Here is an 18,368-nt window from a genome sequence, read left to right as displayed (position 1 = left end):
TAAGAAAGTGAGGGGAAGAGGGGAAATTCTGCCTTTTATCCAACATTATCAGGCTGCTGTATTTCGGTTTTGGCAACAATGCCGGGTTTGCACGGTGGGAAAAACCATTAAGCCCGCGCAGGCAGGCTTAATGGTTTGCAGGCGCGGTAGGATTAATGATCGAGCGATTCCAGTGCCCGTTTGATCAGCTCGGTGGCCAGCTTGCTTTCCGCTTCAGAAATGCCGTCGAGATTGAAGTTGGAAAGCTCAGCGACCAAAACGCTGCGTTCTTTGCCGCTGATCGAAGCGTCCAGCGCGGACAGCAACCTGCCGAGGATCTTCAGCAGGGTGGCGTTTTCCGCTACGGCTTCTTGAGCCGGGGTGTTCTTATCGGTCATTCAAAATCCTCTCTGTCGTGACGGAAGGGAGATGCAGCTAACGCCATCGAATAAATTAAACGATCGCGCAGCCCTTCGGGGGTGTTGAGCCCAATCACTACCGTAAGGCAGGGATCCGGATTTCTACTTATGCATTGCAGTTATAACGGCTAGGTTATCTATGCAGCCGTATCACTTTGCCCTAACGGGCGACGCCAGGCTGAGCAATGCGTGCTCTGCATGCAAACGACCAGTATAGGCTTTTTACGCGGCGGCAATATGACAGAAGCCCCCCTGCAAACAGGGGGCAAGGTTATTGTGGTTTGCCGGAGAACAGGAAGCGCAGCGCCGGAATGCGCTTGTGCAGTTCATATAGCGCGAAGGCCAGAGAGAACACAAACAGCAGGCCCAGCAAGAATCCCAACAGGTTGTTGCCGATATACGGCGTCACGAAAGCGCCATATATCAGGGTCAGCGGATGGTGCACCAGATATATAAACAGCGAGGCGTTGACCAGATAGGTGATGCGCGGAGAGTGATAATTCAGCAGGTTATGCCCGAAAGAGAACACGACGTTGGTCATCAGGATCCCCATTAGGGTTTTGATCACCACTTCCAGCTCGAACATATAGCTGCTGTGCGCCAACAGCTTTTGGTTCAGCATATATGCGATAAACAGCAGCAGCGAACCGAGCAGCGCCAGCGGCGAGCGGCGCAGAAAAATCTCCTTAAGCCACACATACTTAAACGCATAGGCGCCGAGGAGGAAGAACGGCAGGTAGAACATCGTCTCCATCACCACGAAATTGAACAGGCCGTTGGATAATAGCTGCGGGGCGAAAATTAAAATAATGCGGTGCGCGGCCGAGTAGCATACCGCATAAATAAAGAAATACAGTGAGATGTTTCCTAATCCACGCATTCTGTTTATTAGCGTTGGAATATGTTCACGGGTTTGCCGCTTGATTTTACGGAACAGATAAAAACAGGCGCAGGTTAACAATGACAGCGTCAATAAGAACCACAGATGAGAAACCAATTCCCAAACTGTTACATTTATTTTCTGATAGAGAGAAAATTCATCCCAGCCGTTTAATTTGTCGGTGAAATATTTCAGCATGAAAAACTGCGGCACCGTGATCAGCGGGATGGAGCTCAACAGCGGGATCGCCACCCGCTCCAGCCTGACCTTCAGCCACTGGTGCCGCTCGTAGCGCTCGTAAAGCATGTAGGAGAAGTAGCCGGATATCACGAAGAACACCTGCATGCGGAAGGCGTGGATGAAGTCGTTCAGCACCGTGAGCGAAAAGGAGGGCGACGCGCTGTTCACCGCCCAGGCGTGGCTGGAATAAATGAGGGAGAGGTGAAACGGAATGCCGAGCAACATCAAATAGGCTCTGATGGAGTCGAGGAAAAACTCGCGCTGTTTGCTGCCTTTAGTCATAGATTACCGCTGGTGATTTAATCGGGTGCTCATTAACACGCTTAATAAGTCGTCAAACGTTAAATTGTTATCCGGAACCCTACTATAGCCCCCCGCATTTTTCCATAGCGTCTTGTTGCGCGGCTTGCTACGCTGGTGTTCCATCAGCTGCTTAAACAATGAGCCGTAAACATGAACCATCCATTTATCATGTTGTCGGAAAGCTGAGTAATCCATTAATATGGATTTAAATGCTTTGAGCACACGAATAGGGGGGGATGTGCTAGTTAATATATTATCCGGACAACCACGCGCCGCGAGCGTTCGTTGGTTAGGTGCGACCGTATTGTTCACGCTGTTCAGTTCGCCGGCTTGGGCCTTTTCTATTGATGATGTCGCCAAGCAGGCGCAGGATCTGGCGGCGAAAGGTTTCGAAGCCCCGAAGAGCAACCTTCCTTCTCAGTTCCGCGAGATGAAGTTCGCAGACTATCAGCAGATTCAGTTCAATCACGATAAAGCCTATTGGAGCAAGCTGAAAACCCCTTTCAAGCTTGAGTTTTATCATCAGGGGATGTACTTCGATACGCCGGTGAAAATCAACGAAGTCACCTCCACCAGCGTAAAACAGATCAAGTACAGCCCGGATTACTTCAACTTCGGTTCGGTCAAACACGACCCTGAATCGGTGAAAAACCTCGGCTTTGCCGGTTTTAAGGTGCTTTATCCGATCAACAGCGCCGACAAAAACGATGAGATCATGAGCCTGCTGGGCGCGAGCTATTTCCGCGTGGTGGGTAAAGGACAGGTTTACGGGCTTTCCGCTCGCGGCCTGGCTATCGACACCGCTTTGCCGTCCGGCGAAGAGTTCCCGCGTTTCCGCGAATTCTGGGTTGAGCGTCCGAAGCAGGGCGACAAGCACCTGGTGATCTATGCGCTGCTGGATTCCCCGCGCGCCACCGGCGCTTACCGTTTCACGGTGATCCCGGGCCGCGATACCACCGTGGACGTCGAGTCTAAAGTGTTCCTGCGCGACAAGGTGGGCAAACTGGGCCTGGCGCCGCTGACCAGCATGTACCTGTTCGGGCCGAACCAGCCGTCGCCGACGCTGAACTACCGCCCGGCGTTGCACGATTCCAACGGTCTGTCTATCCACGCCGGCAACGGCGAGTGGATCTGGCGTCCGCTGAACAATCCTAAACACCTGTCCGTCAGCACCTATACCGTCGAGAATCCGAAAGGCTTCGGTCTGCTGCAGCGCGGCCGCAACTTCAAGGATTACGAAGATCTGGACGATCGCTACGATCTGCGTCCGAGCGCCTGGATCGAACCGAAGGGCGACTGGGGCAAAGGCAAGGTCGAACTGGTGGAGATCCCGACGGCGGATGAAACCAACGACAACATCGTCGCGTTCTGGACGCCGGATACCTTGCCGGAAGCCAAAAAGCCGCTGACGCTGAGCTACCGTTTGAACTTCACCCGCGATGAAGACAAACTGCATTCGCAAGATATCGCCTATGTGGCCCGTACCATGCGTTCGACCGGCGACGTGAAGCAGTCCAACCTGATCCGCGAGCCAGACGGCAGCGTGGCCTTCCTGGTCGACTTCGTTGGCCCGGTGCTGAAAGGGCTGGACGCCAATACCCCGGTCGCCTCTCAGATCAGCATCGGCGACAACGGTGAGATGGTAGAAAACAACGTCCGCTATAACCCAGTGACCAAAGGCTGGCGCCTGACGGTGCGTCTGAAAGTGAAAGACGACAAGAAGCCGGTAGAAATGCGTGCGGCGCTGGTCAATGGCGATAAGACTCTGTCGGAAACCTGGAGCTATCAGCTACCTGCCAATGAATAAGCCTACTCAACCCGCCCAGGATTATCTTGCGGCGCTGCCTCTGACCGCCGAGCGGTCGGAGGCGCTCAACCCTCAAACGGCGGATGACGCTCAGGCACTGGAGGCGCTCCATCGGCAGATGGGCGCCGCCGACGCCAACGTCAATAGCCTGTCGGCGGATGACGTGGCGCTGGCCTCGGTCAAACCGCGTATCGAAAACGCCTGGCCGGATGCGGTCAGCGATGACGACTTCGATACCGATGCCGAAGGGCGCGCCATTCTGAAGGCGACGCCGCCGATCAAACGCACCACCATGTTCCCGGAAGCCTGGCGCACCAACCCGGTGGCGCGCTTCTGGGATTCTCTGCTGGGGCGGTCGCCGCACAATCGGCACGCCACCAAAGAGGAGGCCGAGGCCGAGAACCGCTGGCGTACCGTCGGCTCCATGCGCCGCTATGTGCTGCTGGTGCTGATGCTGGTGCAAACCGGCATCGCCACCTGGTACATGAAAACCATCTTGCCTTACCAGGGCTGGGCGCTGATCGATCCTATCGCCATGCTGGATCAGGATCTGATGCAGTCGGTGTTGCAGCTGCTGCCGTATGTGCTGCAAACCGGCATTCTGATCCTGTTCGCCGTACTGTTCTGCTGGGTCTCGGCCGGTTTCTGGACCGCGCTGATGGGCTTCCTGCAGCTGCTGATCGGCAAGGACAAATACAGCATTTCCTCCACCATCAAGGGCGATGAGCCGATCAACCCGGCGCACCGCACTGCGCTGATCATGCCGATCTGCAACGAAGACGTCGAACGCGTGTTCGCCGGCCTGCGTGCGACCTATGAGTCCGTCGCCGCGACCGGTCAGCTGGAACACTTCGATATCTACGTGCTGAGCGACAGCTACGATCCGGACATCTGCGTGGCCGAGCAAAAGGCGTGGATGGAGCTGTGCCGCGATGTCGATGGCCACGGCCGCATCTTCTATCGCCGCCGCCGCCGCCGCGTCAAACGCAAGAGTGGCAACATCGACGACTTCTGCCGTCGCTGGGGCGGTGAGTACAGCTACATGGTGATCCTGGATGCCGACAGCGTGATGAGCGGCGAATGCCTCACCGGGCTGGTGCGCCTGATGGAAGCCAACCCGAACGCCGGCATCATCCAGTCGGCGCCGAAGGCGTCCGGCATGGATACCCTGTATGCGCGCGTGCAGCAGTTCGCCACCCGCGTTTACGGGCCGTTGTTCACCGCCGGCCTGCATTTCTGGCAGCTGGGCGAGTCGCACTACTGGGGGCACAACGCCATCATCCGCGTGAAGCCGTTTATCGAGCACTGTGCGCTGGCGCCGCTGCCGGGCGAGGGCTCTTTCGCCGGGTCTATCCTGTCGCACGACTTCGTTGAAGCGGCGCTGATGCGCCGCGCCGGCTGGGGCGTGTGGATCGCTTACGATCTGCCGGGCAGTTATGAAGAGCTGCCGCCAAACCTGCTGGACGAGCTGAAGCGCGACCGTCGCTGGTGTCACGGCAACCTGATGAACTTCCGCCTGTTCCTGGTGAAAGGCATGCACCCGGTGCACCGCGCGGTGTTCCTTACCGGTGTCATGTCCTACCTGTCGGCGCCGCTGTGGTTTATGTTCCTGGCGCTCTCCACCGCATTGCAGGTGGTGCATACGCTGATGGAGCCGCAATACTTCCTGCAGCCACGGCAGCTGTTCCCGGTCTGGCCGCAGTGGCGGCCCGAGCTGGCGATAGCGCTGTTCTCCACCACGCTGGTGCTGCTGTTCCTGCCGAAGTTGCTCAGTATTGTGCTGATCTGGGCCAAGGGCGCGAAAGAATACGGCGGGGCGTTCCGTCTGTTCATTTCGATGCTGATGGAAATGCTGTTCTCGGTGCTGCTGGCACCGGTGCGCATGCTGTTCCATACCGTGTTCGTGGTGAGCGCCTTCCTCGGTTGGGAAGTGGTGTGGAATTCGCCGCAGCGTGACGATGATGATACGCCGTGGGGCGAAGCGTTCCGCCGCCATGGCTCGCAGATGTTGCTGGGCCTGGTGTGGGCCGGCGGCATGGCGTGGCTGGATCTGCGCTTCCTGTGGTGGTTGGCGCCGATCGTGTTCTCGCTGATCCTGTCGCCGTTTGTGTCGGTGTTGTCGAGCCGCGCAACGCTGGGCATGAAAAGCAAACGCGCCAAGCTGTTCCTGATCCCGGAAGAGTACAATCCGCCGCGTGAGCTGTTGGCGACGGAAGAATATCTGCATCTCAACCGCAACCGCGCGCTGACCAACGGCTTTATGCATGCGGTGGTCAATCCATCCTTCAATGCGCTGGCGACGGCGTTGGCGACGGCGCGTCACCATCTGCGCGCGACGCTCGATCGCAATCGTGAGGAGCGGGTGAACGAAGCGCTGCAGTTGGGGCCTGAGAAGCTGGTGAAGGGCAAACGCCTGGAGCTGCTGAGCGATCCGGTCACGCTGGCTCGTTTGCATCAGCGCGTCTGGCTGTTGCCGGAAGGCGCCGCCTGGCGTGAGCATTATCAGCAGTTGCCGCACAACCCGCTGGCGCACCCTACGGGCCGGCGTTAATTGCTAATCGGCAACGCTCAGACGGGGAATGCGCATGGCGCATTCCCCGTTTTTTTTACCTTTTGCTTACGTGCGCCGGTACCGGTGGAGAAAGGGAACTGTGATAGACTGCGGCCGATGCGTTGTTCACTCGCGAAACAACCCCTTGCTCAGAGTCAATGTCGTGAAGCTCTCTCCCTATCTTCGGCTGGCCTGCGTGACGGCCGGTGTGATGACACTCACCGGCTGCGGCAGCATTATCAGCCGCACCGTGCCCGGTGCGGGGCATGGCCACCAGTACTATCCCGGCGTGCAGTGGGATCTGCGTGACACGCCCTGGCGCTACGTCACGGTGATAGACGTCCCGCTGTCGATGGTGGTGGACACCTTTATGCTGCCGTTTGATGCGCAGCATGGCCCCTACGAGTAATTTCGTTCAGCGGGTGGCGAACACCACCAGCTGATAGCCTTGCTGCCCGCAATGGAAAGGCGCCAGCGCCGTCATCCCCAACCCTTGCACGTGAGCGGCCAACGAATGCGGATTGTCGTCGTCGATAAACAACGCGCCCACGTCATAGTCATGGCAGGTATGCGCTTTGACCGCGGCGTAGAGGCGCTTCAGCACGCCTTTGCCGCGCCAGGCGGCGGCGAGGCAGACGGGGCCGTAGAGAAATACCCGCTGCTCACTCAGCGGCCGTCCGGCGAAGGATTGCGTGGCGAGCGTCACCAGCATCGCCTCCACCACCGGCGGGCGCGGTTGCACGTCGGCGGGCATCAGGCAAACAAACCCCGCCAGTTGGTTCTCCTGTTCGGCCACCCATATGCCGATGCCGCGGTTGATCGCCGCCAGCTGCGCCTCATTCATGCGCGATACGATAAATCCCTGCCGTTTTTGGCGCTCGTCGAGCGCTTCCGGCACGTTTTCCCCCTGTAGCTGCAAAATGGCGGGGTAGTCGGTAGGGCGTGCCCGGCGAATAATCATGCGGCCTCCTTGGCGATGAAAGCGTGGTGCGGGTTAACGTTCATCCCACTCATCGGCTGCGGCCTGGCCTTCTTCGGTATCCAGCGGCGGTTCGAGCTGAAAGTCGCCTTCCTCCCATTCGTACAGGGTGTTTTCATCTATCCATTCGGCGGTAATTTCCACCTCGTCGTAGTCACCGTCGAAGATCGCCTGCGCCGCCGCACCGCTGCGCAGCGTCAGACATTCTACCGCCTCTCCTTCTTCTTCGAAGAACTCCGCCTGCCACATCGTGTCGCCATCCTGCATCACGTACTTTTGCAGATTGAACTGCTGGGGCACCGGCGGTTCGTCACCGCTGCCGCCTTCGGCGGTGTCGATAAACTCTTCGCGTGCGGCCTCGATGGCTTCTTCCAGGGTTGCATACAGGCTCATGTTCGCCTCCGTTGACAATGAGAGTAAAGCGTCCGGCGCATTGCCGGCGCGGTGGGGGAAAACGTCAAAACTAATTGTTGTCTCACTGGCGCAGGATGCAAATTTTTTTGTTGTCCGCTTTGCGACGATGGTTGTCCGCAAAGCGGGAGAAGAGGAGGCGATGGCGGGAAATAATGACGCTATCGTTCACTCTGGCGTCAGGAGAAGCCCATGTTAATCGACCCTTCAAGCAAATACCGACCGTTCCCGCCGGTGGCGTTGCCGGACCGCCAATGGCCTGCGCGTACGCTGCGGCAGGCGCCGCGCTGGTGCTCCAGCGATCTGCGCGACGGCAACCAGGCGCTGGCGGAGCCGATGGATAACGCGCGCAAGCGCGAATTCTATCAATTGTTGTTGCAGTGTGGTTTCAAAGAGATCGAGGTGGCGTTCCCTTCGGCGTCGCAAACGGATTTCGACTTTGTACGCACGCTGATCGACGAGCGGCTGATCCCGGACGACGTCACGATCCAGGTGCTGACGCAGTCGCGCGACGATCTGATCGATCGCACCTTCGAGGCGCTGCAGGGGGCGCCGCGGGCTATCGTGCATCTGTATAACGCCACGGCGCCGATGTTTCGCGACATCGTGTTCCGCCAGGATAAGGCGGCGACCGTGGCGCTGGCGGTGAACGGCGCGCGGCGCATTCGCCGGCAGTGCGAGGCGCAGCCCGATACCGCCTGGTGCTTCGAATATTCGCCGGAAACCTTCTGTTTTACTGAGTTAGAGTTTGCGCTGGAGATCTGCGAAGCGGTGGCGGAGGTTTGGCAGCCGGGGCCGCAGCGGCCGATGATCATCAACCTGCCGGCGACGGTGGAAGTGAGCACGCCCAACGTGTATGCCGATCAGATCGAATGGTTCTGCCGTCACTTCAGCCGTCGCGCCGATGTGGCGATCAGCGTGCATCCGCATAACGATCGCGGCACCGGCGTGGCCTGCGCGGAGCTGGCCTTGCTGGCCGGCGCCGATCGGGTCGAAGGCTGCCTGTTCGGCAACGGAGAGCGCACCGGCAACGTCGATCTGGTCACGCTGGCGTTGAATCTCTATACCCAGGGCGTGGCGCCGGGTCTCGACTTCAGCCGCCTGAAGCAGGTGGTGGAGGTGGTGGAACAGTGCAATCAGCTGCCGGTGCATCCTCGCCATCCTTATGCCGGCGAGTTGGTGTTTACCGCCTTCTCCGGTTCGCATCAGGATGCGATCAAGAAAGGTTTCGCCGCACAGCGGCAGCGGCAAGATGGCCGCTGGCAGGTGCCATACCTGCCGCTCGATCCCGCCGATGTCGGTTGCAGCTATGAGGCGGTGATCCGGGTCAACAGCCAGTCCGGCAAAAGCGGCGCCGCCTGGCTGTTGGAGCAGAATCATGGGCTGGCGTTGCCGCGCGGTTTGCAGATTGATTTCAGCCAGGTGGTGCAGCGCGCGACCGACGGCAGCGGCAAAGAAATGAGCGGCGCGCAGCTGTGGCGCTTATTCCGCGATACTTACGGGCTGGTGGAGCAGCCGCGTTTGCAGCTGTTAAGCTACCAGACGGAAAGCCATGGCGCAGAGGCATACAGCTTCAACGCGCGAGTTGCCTGCGAGGGAGAGCCGCTGCGCCTGCAGGGGGCCGGCAACGGTCTGCTGTCCAGCGCGGTGGATGCGCTGCGTCAGCGCTTCGGCTTGCCGCTGGCGATCGAGGATTACCACGAGCATACCTTGGGGCATCAGAGCGATAGCCGAGCGGTGGCTTATATTCGCTGTACGCTGCCGCAAGGTGAGGCGACTTATGGCGTTGGCATCGACGTCGACTCCGCCAGCGCCTCGCTGCAGGCGCTGTTCAACGTCGCCGGGCGCTATCTGGCGCCAACGTCGGCGCAGTCCGGCTGAAATAGTCGCTGGGTGCTACTCCCAGCAGCCGGCGGAACATGGCGCTGAACGCGCTGGGGCTGTCATAGCCGAGATCCAGCGCCACTTCCAACACCGAGCGGCCGGTCGCCAGCGCGTTTAATGCCGCCAGCAAACGGGCGCGTCGCACCCAGTCGCTAAAATGCAGCCCGGTTTCTCGCAGGAAGCGTCGCGACAGGGTGCGTCCGCTGACGCTGAGATGAGCGGCAGCCTGTTCCAGCGTCCAGGGCTGCGCCAGCGTGGCCTGGATATGGCGGCACAGGGCGAGCAGCGAGGCTTCGCGAGGTTCCGGCAGGTGCAGCGGCAGGATCGGCAACATTCGCAACTCATCCAGAATCAGCTCCATCACGCGCTCATCGCGCCCGCCGCTGGGGTAGCCGGGCGCAATCTCCATCGCACAGATAATCAACTCGCGCAGCAGCGGGGAAACCTGCACTACCTGGCATTGGGCCGGCAGATCGGCGCGCGCCAACGGATCGACGAACAACGTCCTGGCCGCCACCTGGCCGGTGATACGCAGGCTGTGCACCACTTTCGCCGGCACCCAGACGCCGCGGCCGGGCGGCACCACCCAGCTGCCGAGCCGGGTCGTGACCTGCACCACGCCGCTCAGGCTGTGGATCAGCTGCGCGCAGTTATGGTAGTGGTCCGGCTCGCTGTCGCCGTGGCGATAATCCCTGGCTAACGGCCGGACAGGCCGATCGGGCGGCAGAACGTCGTGAAAAAACAGCATCGTAAGCAGGCTCCGCGCGGCAAAAGAGGGAGGACAGCATGCCATGCGTCGCTGTTTCACACCAGTCTGTGGCGCGGCACGGCAAAATGGTTTATAAAATTATATTATATGATTTTATAAACTGATGGAGAGGCAATGGATATTGATGCGATGCGCAAGGCGGCGGCGCAGGCCGGTGCGATGCTGCGTACCCTGGGCAACGAAGATCGGCTGCTGCTGCTGTGCCGGCTCAGTCAGGGCGAGATGGCGGTGAGCGAACTGGCGCAGGCGCTGGATATCCGCCAGCCGACGCTGTCCCAACAGCTTGGCGTGCTGCGCGAGGAGGGGTTGGTCTCCACCCGGCGAGCCGGCAAGCAGATTTACTATGCGGTGGCCGATGCCAAAGCGCTGGCGCTGCTCGCGACCCTGTATCAACTGTATTGCCCACAGCCGGAGAACCGCGATGACCATTGACTGGCAGCACTTCACGCCGTATTCCGCGTTGGCGGGCGGGGCCATTATCGGCGGCGCGGTAGCGCTGCTGCTGTTGTTCAACGGCCGGATCGCCGGTATCAGTGGCATTACCGGCGGTTTATTGAGCGCGGGCGGCCGGGAGCGGGGCTGGCGCGCCGCATTTATTGGCGGGTTGCTGCTCTCCCCCTGGCTATATGCTGCCGCTGCGGCGTTGCCATCCGGTGAGATCTCGGTTGGCAACGGCTGGCTGGCGGCCGCAGGGCTGTTGGTGGGCTTGGGCACTCGATTGGGCAGCGGTTGCACCAGCGGGCACGGCGTGTGCGGCATCGCGCGGTTGGCGCCGCGTTCACTGGCCGCCACGGCGTTGTTTATGCTGCTGGGCTTTATGACCGTGTGGCTGATGCGCCACACGTTGGGGGGGTGAAAATGCTTAAAACGCTGTTGGCGCTGCTGAGCGGCGTGATTTTCGGTCTGGGGTTAATTATTGCCGGCATGGCCAATCCGGCCAAGGTATTGGCGTTTCTCGACGTTACCGGCACGTGGGATCCCTCGTTGGCGCTGGTGATGGCTGGGGCGATCGCGGTGGCGGCGCCGGCCTTCCTGTGGGCGCGGCGACGCGAGCGGAGCCTGTTGGGCGAGCCGCTGCAGATCCCGGCCGCCGGGCGTGTGGATCGCCGTTTGCTGGCGGGCAGCGCGCTGTTTGGCATCGGCTGGGGCATCGCGGGGATTTGCCCCGGCCCGGCCTGGGTGTTGGCGGGGGCGGAGATGCAGCGGGTGTGGCCGTTCCTGTTGGCGATGCTGGCGGGTATGGCGCTGTATGAAATTATCATGAGGCGGAGGCGTACATGTCGATAGCCAAAGCGGTGTTGCGCATCGCGCGCCCGACAGATCGGTTGCAAGAGATTGCCGCGCTGTATTGCCGTGGGCTGGGGTTCGAAAGGCTGGGCGAGTTTGTCGATCATCTGGGCTTTGACGGCATGATGATCGGGCATCCGCAGCATGCTTACCATCTGGAGTTCACGCAGCATCGTGGGGTGCAGGTTGGACAAGCGCCGACGCAGGATCACCTGCTGGTGTTTTATCTGCCGGATGAGAACGAATGGCGAGCCGCGTGTGAGCGGATGCGGGCGGCGGGGTTCTTGGCGGTCGCCGCCTATAACCCCTATTGGGATCGGGCGGGGCAAACCTTTGAAGATCCTGATGGCTACCGGGTGGTATTGCAACACCAGGCCTGGCAGGCATAAAAAAACCGGCGCATCGAGCGCCGGTTTGCGAGATAAAACGGTTTATCCGTCAGGCGCTGGTCGCCGGCTTTTGTGCGCTCTTGGACTGGGTATTTTCCAGCATGCGGCGAATCGGCACGATCAGCACGATAAGCACGGCGGCGCAGATCAGCAACGCGACTGAGCAGCGGGCGAACAGATCCGGCAGCATATCCAGTTGGTCGGCCTTGACGTGACCGCCGATCAGACCGGCCGCCAGGTTGCCCAACGCGCTGGCGCAGAACCACAGCCCCATCATCTGACCGCGCATTCTCTCCGGCGCCAGCAGCGTCATGGTGGCCAGCCCGATCGGGCTCAGGCACAGCTCACCCAGCGTCAGCATCAGGATACTGCCCACCAGCCACATCGGCGATACGCCGGCGCCGCCGTTGCTCAGCACATTCTGCGCGGCCAACATCATAAGGCCGAAACCGCCGGCGGCGCACAGGATACCGATCACGAACTTGGTGATGCTGCTCGGACGCACGTTATTGCGTGCCAGCGCAGGCCAGGCCCAGCTGAACACCGGCGCCAGCAGGATGATGAACAGGGCGTTGATCGACTGGAACCACACCGCCGGGATCTCGAAGCCGCCAATCATGCGATTGGTGTAATCGTTGGCGAACAGATTGAACGAGGTCGGTTTTTGCTCAAACGCCGACCAGAAGAACGCAGCGGAGATCAGCAGGATGAAGCACACCAGCAGGCGTGCGCGCTCTTTGCGGCTCAGGCCGGCAAAGGCGAACAGATAGATGAAGTACAGGGTGACCGACGCAGCGATCACGTACACCAGCACGCTGGCCACTTCGACCGGATTGATGACGATGGTGCCCTGAGCGATCAGCACGATGACGGCCACCAGGATGACCGCCAGCGCCAGCAACCAGGCGCCGACGCCTTTTTTCTTCGCTACCGGGCTGTTCCAGGTGGAGTCCAGGCCCACTTCGCGGTCATAGCGTTTCATCGCCGGGACGGCGAACACCCGGAAGATCACCAGCGCCACCAGCATCCCGATACCGCCGATGCCGAAGCCCCAGTGCCAGCCGTGTGACTTGATCAGCCAACCGGAGATCAGCGGAGCGATGAACGAGCCGATGTTGATGCCCATGTAGAACAGCGAGAAACCGCCATCGCGGCGCGCATCGCCTTTCTTGTAAAGCGTGCCGACCATCACCGAGATACAGGTCTTGAACAGGCCGGAACCGAGCACGATGAACATCAGGCCGATGAAGAACAGGTTGGTGCCCATCACCGCGGACAGGGCGATCGACAGGTGGCCGAGCGCGATCAGGATCGAACCGTACCAGACGGCCTTGCGTTGGCCGAGCCAGTTGTCCGCCAGCCAGCCGCCCGGCAGTGCCGCCAGGTACATGCTGCCGGCGAAGATGCCGACGATCGCCGACGCGTTCTCGCGCGCGAGACCCAGACCGCCGTCGTACACGGTGGCGGCCATAAACAGGATCAGCAGCGGACGGATGCCGTAGAACGAGAAACGCTCCCACATTTCGGTGAAGAACAGAGAACCCAGCGGATAGGGATGGCCGAAGAAGGTCCGGCTTTCTGACTTATTGACAGAGGATTGCATAACGATTTCCCAATAAAAGGCGCTGCAAGGCTGCAGCCCGTACTGTGGTATGTATGTGTATTTAATAAAGGCGATCCGCCCAATGCGGATTACCCGACAAACACCGTGGCTGCAACGCTGATAAACCGTGGAAAGCGTGCTGACCTTTTCTTCACTTGGCCGATGTTTCACATCTGGCGTGATATTATTTAACCATTTGATAACTGGTCGTTGGTTTTGTCTAGTACCTGTATCCCATTTTTTAGACGAAAAGTCGACAAGCATCTCCTTTTCTGGTTTTTCTGTTGGTTGTGACAGGAATATGATTGACAGCGGGTTTTATGCGCTGAAAGTTAATTAATTGTTGATAAACAAAGTGTTGAGATAAGAAAGCTCTGGGTGGGACGAAAATTCGCCGGCCCGAAGGAGGCATTATTAAAAGTGGGGGAAATGCGCCGTTGATCCGGCCAACGGAGGAAGCTGGCGATAAATGCAGCTATTGTTCTTCCTGCAGCGTGTCTTCCCGCAAATAGCCCGGCCGCCGTCGCAGACACCACCAGGAATAACCGGCGTTGAACAGCACCACTAAAGCGGTGACGGCGAAGACCGCGCGAAAACCGTAGCCGGCGGAGACCGCAGCGCCGAGCAGCGGACCGCTGACGTTGCCGACGTCGCGGAACGATTGGTTGTAGCTGAAGATTCGGCCGGCTACCTGATTGGTGCAGTTATAAATCAACAGCGTCTGTACCGCCGGCAGCAGCGCGCCGTCGGCCGCTCCCAGCAGAAAACGCAGTACCCCAAGCTGCCACGGCGTTTGCACGAACGCCATCGGGATCAGCAGCAGCACCGAGACGATCAGCATAAACACCAGAATGCGCTCCGGGCCGATGCGATCGCCCAGCTTGCCCAACCGTGGGGCGCTCATCAAGGCCGCGACGCCGGGCACCGAGGCAATCAGCCCGCTGATAAACGCCAGGTTATGGGTGGCGCCGGCCAGATCGCGCACATACAGCGTCAGGATCGGCGCAATCGAGCCGGTGGCGATCTGAATGATCATGGTGGTCACGAACAGGCTGAGCACCAGCTTCGGGTTCTTCAGCGAGGCGAACACCTGTTTTGCGTGCAACATGTCGCGCTTTTGCACCGGGGTGAATTGCTCTTTGACATACAGCAGCGTCAGCACAAAGCAGACGAACAGCACCGCGGCGGTGATATAAAACACCGGGCGCAGCCCGTACAGATCGGCCAACAGGCCACCGATCAGCGGGCCGATCAGCGCGCCGCCGACGCCGCCGGTAGACAGGGTGCCGAGCGCCCAGCCGCTGCGGTTGCGCGGCACCTGGGTGGCGATCAGCGCGTTGGCGTTGGGGATGAACCCGCCGAGCAGCCCCAGCACCGCGCGCAGCGCGAGAAATTGCCAGACCGTTTGCGCCATGCCCATCAGCACCATGACGATCGCCATGCCCAGGGCGGAGCGCAGCAGCATCAGTTTACGGCCGCGTCGGTCGGCCAGGGCGCCCCAAAACGGCGCGGCGATAGCGGAAAACAGGAAGGTGATGCTGAACAGCAGACCGGACCACATGTTGAGCGCCTGATGGCCGGTTACGCCCAGCGTCTCTACGTACAGCGGAAGAAACGGCATCACCAGGCTGAAGGCGGCGCCGGTGAGAAAACACCCGACCCAGGCGACGAAAAGGTTGCGTTTCCAGTTAACGGGTTCTGCTGCCGAAGCCATAAATGTCCACTGCCGAAAGGTGACGCGCTTTGCCGGCGGCATGATGAAGGGGCAAAACGTGAAAGTTAGCCTGATAAGTATGCGCCGCCTGCGTGGCAACGGCAAACCAGAAGACGGAAATAGGGTGAAAAATGAAATAAAGTTTTAAAAATGGCGTTTAAACCTTATTCCGCGCTTAGCGCACGGAATTTACAGCGTTTTATAAGCCGACCAGCGTCTCGAAACCAGCGGCGGTGGTGGTAGCGCTAAAGTCGATGACCTCGTAGTGGGCCACGGCGTTGAACGGATCTTCGGCCAGGATGGCGTCCAGCTGCGCACGCTCAATGCCCTTGGCCAGGATCACGCCGCCGGTGCGGGGATTCTTGCGGCCGGAAGCGACGAAGGTGCCGTCCTGAAAATATTTCTTAAGCCAGGCGATGTGCCCGTCAAGGTGGCTGTCGACGTCGGCGATCGGGCGATGGTAGGTCAGGCTGACAATGTACATAGCGGCTCCTGGGGTGTCGGCAAAGGCATTACCATCCCACCCTCGCCGGCGATTCTCAAGAGGCACGCAATAAAAAACCCGCCGGCGGCGGGTTGGTTTTATCAGTAAAGCGAAGGCTCGCCTTCCGGACGGGTCTTGAAGCGGCGATGCAGCCACATGTATTGGTCCGGTGCCATCAGGATCTCTTTTTCCACCACTTTATTCATGAAGGCGGCGGCGTCGAGTTCATTATCCAGCGGGAAGTTTTCCACCGCCGGCTGCATGATCAGTTCATACCCTTTGCCGTCCGGCAGGCGACGCGGGGTGAACGGAATGATCGCCGGTTTACCCATTCGCACCAGCACATAGCTGCCGGTGGTGGTGGCGGCTTTGTCCACGGCGAACAGCGGCACGAAAACGCTGCTGCGCGGGCCGTAGTCGTGATCCGGCGCATACCAGATGATATCGCCCTGTTTCAGGGCACGGATCATGCCTTTGACGTCCTTGCGATCCAGCATCGACTTGTTGGAACGCATGCGCCCCCAGGTTTGCAGCCAGTCCATCAGCTTGTTGTCGTGCGGGCGGTAAACGCCGATGCCCGGGTTGTGAATGCCGAAGATGCGCGCGCCCAGCTCCAGCGTCAAAAAGTGCAGGCCAATCAGCAGCACGCCTTGCTGGTTGTCGCGCGCTTTTTGGATATGCTCCAGGCCGCTGACCTTGAACCAGCGCTCGATGCGCCAGTTGGGCCAGAACCACGCCATGCCGGTTTCAAACAGCCCCATGCCGACCGATTCGAAATTCTTTACCACCAGCGCATCGCGTTCGGCCTGCGGCATGTCGGGAAAACAGAGCTCGAGGTTGCGTTGGGCGATAGCGACGCGCCGCTTGAGAAAGCGCATGGAAAATCGCCCAATCGAGGTGCCGAGCCAGTAGATGACGGGGTAAGGCAGCAACACCAGCAGATACAGCAAGCCGATGCCGACCCAGGTCAGCCAGTAGCGCGGGTGCAATAAGGAGCGATTGAAAGTAGGAACTTGAGTCATGGGTTCTCTGTTTGAATACGGTTGTTTAAGTGTAATGACAGCGTCATCGCACGGTCTGGCAGCCGGGTGAACTCGGCGGCAAGGTTCGTTTCTGCCGTTTGTTTGCGACTATTGTGGCATTTTTCTGGCGATCCGGGAAAACACAACGCATTAAAATCCCTTTTGGGGCGTTAAATATGCATCGAATGCCGAATTTTTCCACAATCTTTCCTGCCAAAGATAATGGCGATATTATTGTCGGTAATTATTTAGAGGGTAAATATGTTGGCATCATGGATCAGTGCGGGGCTGCTGGTGTTGGGGGCGGCGGTCGGCAGCGTCGGCGCACATCTGCAGATGAACGCGATATTGGCGCTTGCCGGCGTGATGATGGCGCTCGGTATGGTGGCTTCCGCGTTTACCGAAGGCGGCGGGCGCTGAACGGGGCGCTGCGCCAGGGCTGCGCGGCGGCGGTTTTTCGGGTATGATGTGCGCCGCGCGTGGGCCTGCTGGCTGCGCGCGGTAATCAGTCACCTCCCGAAAGACAGGAAAGTACACCATGCCAGTGTTACATAACCGAATTTCTAATGAGGAACTGAAGGCGCGCATGCTGGCGGAAACCGAGCCGCGCACCACAGTTTCTTTTTACAAATACTTCTCCATCGACGATCCCAAGGCGTTTCGCGACAGCCTGTACGTTCAGTTTGAAAAACTGAAGGTGTTTGGCCGCATCTACGTGGCGAAAGAGGGCATCAACGCGCAGATCAGCGTGCCGCAGCATAACTTCGACGCGTTCAAAGCCGCGCTGTTCGCCTCGCACCCGGCGCTGGATCAGGTACGCCTGAATATCGCGCTCGAAGACGACGGCAAATCCTTCTGGGTGCTGCGCCTCAAGGTGCGTGAGCGTATCGTGGCCGACGGCATCGATGACGAAAGTTTCGATCCGAGCAACGTCGGCGAGTATCTGCAGGCCGAGCGCGTCAATCAGATGATCGACGATCCGAATACGGTATTTGTCGATATGCGCAACCACTATGAGTACGAAGTCGGCCACTTCGAAAACGCCATCGAGGTGCCGTCGGATACCTTCCGCGATCAGTTGCCGATGGCGGTGGAGATGCTGCAGGACAGCAAAGACAAGAATATCGTCATGTACTGTACCGGCGGCATTCGCTGTGAAAAAGCCAGCGCCTATATGCTGCACAACGGTTTTAAAAACATCTACCACGTGGAAGGCGGGATCATCGAATACACCCGCAAAGCGAAAGAACAGGGGTTGCCGCTGAAGTTTATCGGCAAAAACTTCGTGTTCGATGAGCGCATGGGCGAGCGCATCTCCGACGATGTGATCGCCAACTGCCACCAGTGCGGAGCGCCGTGCGACACTCATACCAACTGCAAGAACGACGGCTGCCATCTGTTGTTTATTCAGTGCCCGAGCTGCGCCGCCAAGTTTGAAGGATGCTGCAGCGAGATTTGCCGCGAAGAGCTGAAGCTGCCGCGCGAAGAACAGCGCGCGCGCCGTGCCGGCCGTGAAAATGGCGTCAAGATCTTCAATAAGTCGAAAGGCTTGCTGCAGACCACGATGCACATTCCGGCACCGGAAGAAGAAGGCCCAGCCCGCTGAGCCTGAGGAAATGAGAAGCCCGGCCGCCAAGCCGGGCTTTT

The 18,368-nt window shown here is 59.5% G+C and carries 19 protein-coding genes; 10 read left to right on the top strand and 9 right to left on the bottom strand.

Going from position 1 to position 18,368, the window contains the following annotated elements:
- Positions 1 to 152 precede the first annotated feature (152 nt).
- Together JL05_RS19285 and mdoC are read right to left on the bottom strand one after the other, a co-directional pair.
- Positions 153 to 377 carry a hypothetical protein gene (locus JL05_RS19285; RefSeq protein WP_033633376.1) on the bottom strand — a complete coding sequence of 75 codons (225 nt, stop codon included), beginning with the start codon at positions 375 to 377 and terminating at the stop codon, positions 153 to 155.
- 292 nt (positions 378 to 669) lie between these two features.
- Positions 670 to 1,800 carry a glucans biosynthesis protein MdoC gene (mdoC, locus tag JL05_RS19280; protein WP_033633375.1) on the bottom strand — a complete coding sequence of 377 codons (1,131 nt, stop codon included), beginning with the start codon at positions 1,798 to 1,800 and terminating at the stop codon, positions 670 to 672.
- Positions 1,801 to 2,059: 259 nt separating this feature from the next.
- On the opposite strand from mdoC, the gene mdoG reads away from it, so the two are divergent.
- The 3 genes from mdoG to JL05_RS19265 all read left to right on the top strand — a co-directional run bounded on the left by mdoG (position 2,060) and on the right by JL05_RS19265 (position 6,588).
- The gene (gene mdoG / locus JL05_RS19275) at positions 2,060 to 3,628 is read left to right on the top strand and encodes a glucans biosynthesis protein MdoG (protein WP_004927882.1); all 1,569 of its coding nucleotides are present in this window, start codon (positions 2,060 to 2,062) and stop codon (positions 3,626 to 3,628) included.
- Positions 3,621 to 6,179, top strand: coding sequence for a glucans biosynthesis glucosyltransferase MdoH (gene mdoH / locus JL05_RS19270; protein WP_016928223.1), 2,559 nt, complete (start codon positions 3,621 to 3,623; stop codon positions 6,177 to 6,179). The genes mdoG and mdoH overlap by 8 nt, the downstream gene beginning before the upstream one ends.
- Before the next feature lie 163 nt (positions 6,180 to 6,342).
- Complete coding sequence (locus tag JL05_RS19265) at positions 6,343 to 6,588, top strand: YceK/YidQ family lipoprotein (protein ID WP_033633374.1); 246 nt, start codon at positions 6,343 to 6,345, stop codon at positions 6,586 to 6,588.
- Between the two features lie 6 nt (positions 6,589 to 6,594).
- Here JL05_RS19265 and JL05_RS19260 read toward each other — a convergent pair whose 3' ends face one another.
- Together JL05_RS19260 and JL05_RS19255 are read right to left on the bottom strand one after the other, a co-directional pair.
- Positions 6,595 to 7,140, bottom strand: coding sequence for a GNAT family N-acetyltransferase (locus tag JL05_RS19260; protein WP_033633373.1), 546 nt, complete (start codon positions 7,138 to 7,140; stop codon positions 6,595 to 6,597).
- A gap of 33 nt (positions 7,141 to 7,173) precedes the next feature.
- Positions 7,174 to 7,551 carry a MysB family protein gene (locus JL05_RS19255; protein ID WP_004927872.1) on the bottom strand — a complete coding sequence of 126 codons (378 nt, stop codon included), beginning with the start codon at positions 7,549 to 7,551 and terminating at the stop codon, positions 7,174 to 7,176.
- Positions 7,552 to 7,761: 210 nt separating this feature from the next.
- On the opposite strand from JL05_RS19255, the gene leuA reads away from it, so the two are divergent.
- Positions 7,762 to 9,450 (top strand): 2-isopropylmalate synthase, encoded by a 1,689-nt coding sequence (leuA, locus tag JL05_RS19245; protein WP_033633371.1) that lies wholly within the window; start codon positions 7,762 to 7,764, stop codon positions 9,448 to 9,450.
- Here the strand turns inward: leuA and JL05_RS19240 are convergent.
- Positions 9,401 to 10,201, bottom strand: coding sequence for an AraC family transcriptional regulator (locus tag JL05_RS19240; protein ID WP_033633370.1), 801 nt, complete (start codon positions 10,199 to 10,201; stop codon positions 9,401 to 9,403). The genes leuA and JL05_RS19240 overlap by 50 nt on opposite strands.
- Before the next feature lie 135 nt (positions 10,202 to 10,336).
- Here JL05_RS19240 and JL05_RS19235 point away from each other — a divergent pair, with 135 nt between their 5' ends.
- From JL05_RS19235 to JL05_RS19220, 4 genes are read left to right on the top strand one after another with little or no spacing between them, the layout of a single operon-like run.
- Positions 10,337 to 10,654, top strand: coding sequence for an ArsR/SmtB family transcription factor (locus JL05_RS19235; protein ID WP_004927863.1), 318 nt, complete (start codon positions 10,337 to 10,339; stop codon positions 10,652 to 10,654).
- Positions 10,644 to 11,078, top strand: a complete 435-nt coding sequence (locus JL05_RS19230; RefSeq protein ID WP_033633369.1) for a YeeE/YedE family protein — start codon at positions 10,644 to 10,646, stop codon at positions 11,076 to 11,078. Before JL05_RS19235 ends, JL05_RS19230 begins: the two co-directional genes overlap by 11 nt.
- A 2-nt stretch (positions 11,079 to 11,080) precedes the next feature.
- On the top strand, positions 11,081 to 11,509 hold the full coding sequence (locus JL05_RS19225; protein WP_033633368.1) for a YeeE/YedE family protein: 429 nt from the start codon (positions 11,081 to 11,083) through the stop codon (positions 11,507 to 11,509).
- On the top strand, positions 11,500 to 11,898 hold the full coding sequence (locus JL05_RS19220) for a VOC family protein (RefSeq protein ID WP_033633367.1): 399 nt from the start codon (positions 11,500 to 11,502) through the stop codon (positions 11,896 to 11,898). The genes JL05_RS19225 and JL05_RS19220 overlap by 10 nt, the downstream gene beginning before the upstream one ends.
- 49 nt (positions 11,899 to 11,947) lie before the next feature.
- Here the strand turns inward: JL05_RS19220 and JL05_RS19215 are convergent, their stop codons facing one another.
- From JL05_RS19215 to JL05_RS19200, 4 genes are all read right to left on the bottom strand, one after another.
- Positions 11,948 to 13,501, bottom strand: a complete 1,554-nt coding sequence (locus JL05_RS19215; RefSeq protein WP_033633366.1) for a peptide MFS transporter — start codon at positions 13,499 to 13,501, stop codon at positions 11,948 to 11,950.
- Positions 13,502 to 13,976: 475 nt separating this feature from the next.
- The gene (gene mdtG / locus JL05_RS19210) at positions 13,977 to 15,215 is read right to left on the bottom strand and encodes a multidrug efflux MFS transporter MdtG (protein ID WP_033633365.1); all 1,239 of its coding nucleotides are present in this window, start codon (positions 15,213 to 15,215) and stop codon (positions 13,977 to 13,979) included.
- Positions 15,216 to 15,414: 199 nt separating this feature from the next.
- Complete coding sequence (locus tag JL05_RS19205) at positions 15,415 to 15,699, bottom strand: YciI family protein (RefSeq protein WP_033633364.1); 285 nt, start codon at positions 15,697 to 15,699, stop codon at positions 15,415 to 15,417.
- A 101-nt stretch (positions 15,700 to 15,800) separates the two neighbouring features.
- Positions 15,801 to 16,721 (bottom strand): Kdo(2)-lipid IV(A) acyltransferase, encoded by a 921-nt coding sequence (locus JL05_RS19200; protein WP_015377426.1) that lies wholly within the window; start codon positions 16,719 to 16,721, stop codon positions 15,801 to 15,803.
- A 261-nt stretch (positions 16,722 to 16,982) separates the two neighbouring features.
- Here JL05_RS19200 and JL05_RS19195 point away from each other — a divergent pair, with 261 nt between their 5' ends.
- On the top strand, positions 16,983 to 17,141 hold the full coding sequence (locus JL05_RS19195; RefSeq protein ID WP_015377427.1) for a hypothetical protein: 159 nt from the start codon (positions 16,983 to 16,985) through the stop codon (positions 17,139 to 17,141).
- Between the two features lie 118 nt (positions 17,142 to 17,259).
- Positions 17,260 to 18,327: an oxygen-dependent tRNA uridine(34) hydroxylase TrhO gene (gene trhO, locus JL05_RS19190; protein ID WP_015377428.1), complete on the top strand. Its 1,068-nt coding sequence runs from the start codon at positions 17,260 to 17,262 to the stop codon at positions 18,325 to 18,327.
- Positions 18,328 to 18,368 lie beyond the last annotated feature (41 nt).

The organism is Serratia nematodiphila DZ0503SBS1, from assembly GCF_000738675.1.
In the GTDB taxonomy this organism is placed as follows: domain Bacteria; phylum Pseudomonadota; class Gammaproteobacteria; order Enterobacterales; family Enterobacteriaceae; genus Serratia; species Serratia nematodiphila.
Note: the sequence above shows the minus strand (reverse complement) of the source record. Positions and strands in the feature narration are given on the sequence as shown.